General features: G+C 66.5%; 1 protein-coding gene. It reads left to right on the top strand.

The window, feature by feature from the left end; all coding sequences use genetic code 11:
- The first annotated feature begins 59 nt into the window (after window positions 1–59).
- Window positions 60–1,247, top strand: coding sequence for an IS701 family transposase (locus DT019_RS39015; RefSeq protein ID WP_114041735.1), 1,188 nt, complete (start codon window positions 60–62; stop codon window positions 1,245–1,247).
- The last annotated feature ends 167 nt before the right edge of the window (window positions 1,248–1,414 follow it).

Below are 1,414 nucleotides of genomic sequence, written 5' to 3'. Positions count from 1 at the left end.
CCCTAGTACTGCAACGGTCTTTTCTGTGACGGATGGGCAGGTCGGTCGTTGGTGTGGTTATGGGTGGGGACGACCTTAGTGATGTCACGTTGTGGGCCGGGGAACTGGGCGCAGTGCATGGGCGGTTCGTGCACCGGTTCAACCGAGAAGAGCCGCGTGAGTCTGCGCTCGCTTACATGCGGGGGTTACTTGCTCCGCTGGAGCGGAAGAATGGCTGGACGCTTGCGGAGGAAGCGGGCCATGCGAGTCCTGACCGCATCCACCGGTTGCTGAACCGGATCGAGTGGGATGCCGACGAGGTCCTGGACGACGTACGCGGCTACGTCGTGGAACACCTCGGGGACCGGGATGCCGTTCTGATCATCGATGACACAGGGTTCCTGAAGAAGGGTGTCCGCTCGGCGGGCGTGCAGCGGCAGTACTCCGGGACCGCCGGACGCACCGAGAACAGCCAGATCGGTGTGTTCCTTGCCTACGCCACCGGCCGTGGACGCACGCTGATCGACCGCCGTTTGTATCTGCCCACGTCATGGACGGACGACCGGGGCAGGTGCCGGCAGGCCGGCATCGACGACAGCGTTGCCTTCGCCACGAAGGTGGAGATGGCCAAGGCGATGGTCCGCCGGGCACTCACGGACAAGATCCCGTTCGGGTGGGTGACGGCGGATGCCGCCTACGGCCACAGCAAGGGCTGGCGCTTCGAGCTGGAACAGGCCGATGTCTTCCACGTCATGGCCACCACCCGGCACGACACGGTCGTGACCCGCTGGTCCATCGACCATCCCGTTCACGACCTGTTCCCGCACCTGCCGCGGCAGAAGTGGAAGCGCCGCTCGTGCGGCCAGGGCGCTCACGGACCGCGGGTCTACGACTGGGCTCGCGTCGAAGTCCGGCCCTGGCACCGTGAGGACCGCCGGCACTGGGTCATCGCCCGCCGCAGCGTCCGCCGGCCCGAGGAGATCTCCTACTACATCGCCTACTGCCCGGCCGCCACCACCCTCGACGAGCTGATCCAGGTCGCGGGCAGCCGGTGGGCCGTGGAGGAGTGCTTCCAGAGTGCGAAACAGGAGTGCGGCCTGGACGACTACCAGGTCCGTCGCTACCCCGGCTGGCACCGCCACATGACCCTGGCCATGGCCGCCCACGCCGCCCTGACCGTCCTGCGGGCCCGCCAACTGGATGCGGAGAAAGCAGAAACGGATCCTCCGAGCTCATCCACCTCAGCCTCGCCGAGATCAGACGCCTGACCAACCGCCTCATCCACCGCCGGCCTGCCCCCGTCGAGTACGTCCTGCACTGGTCCCACTGGCGTCGGAAACGGCAGTACCAGGCCCGCCTCAGCCACTACAAACGACGCGGCCACACCCCACCCGAAACTGTCCACCCGTCACAACAAACACCGTTGCAGTACTAG

The organism is Streptomyces sp. SDr-06 (assembly GCF_003324565.1).
In the GTDB taxonomy this organism is placed as follows: Bacteria; Actinomycetota; Actinomycetes; order Streptomycetales; family Streptomycetaceae; genus Streptomyces.
This window is presented reverse-complemented; position numbering and strand designations above follow the sequence as displayed.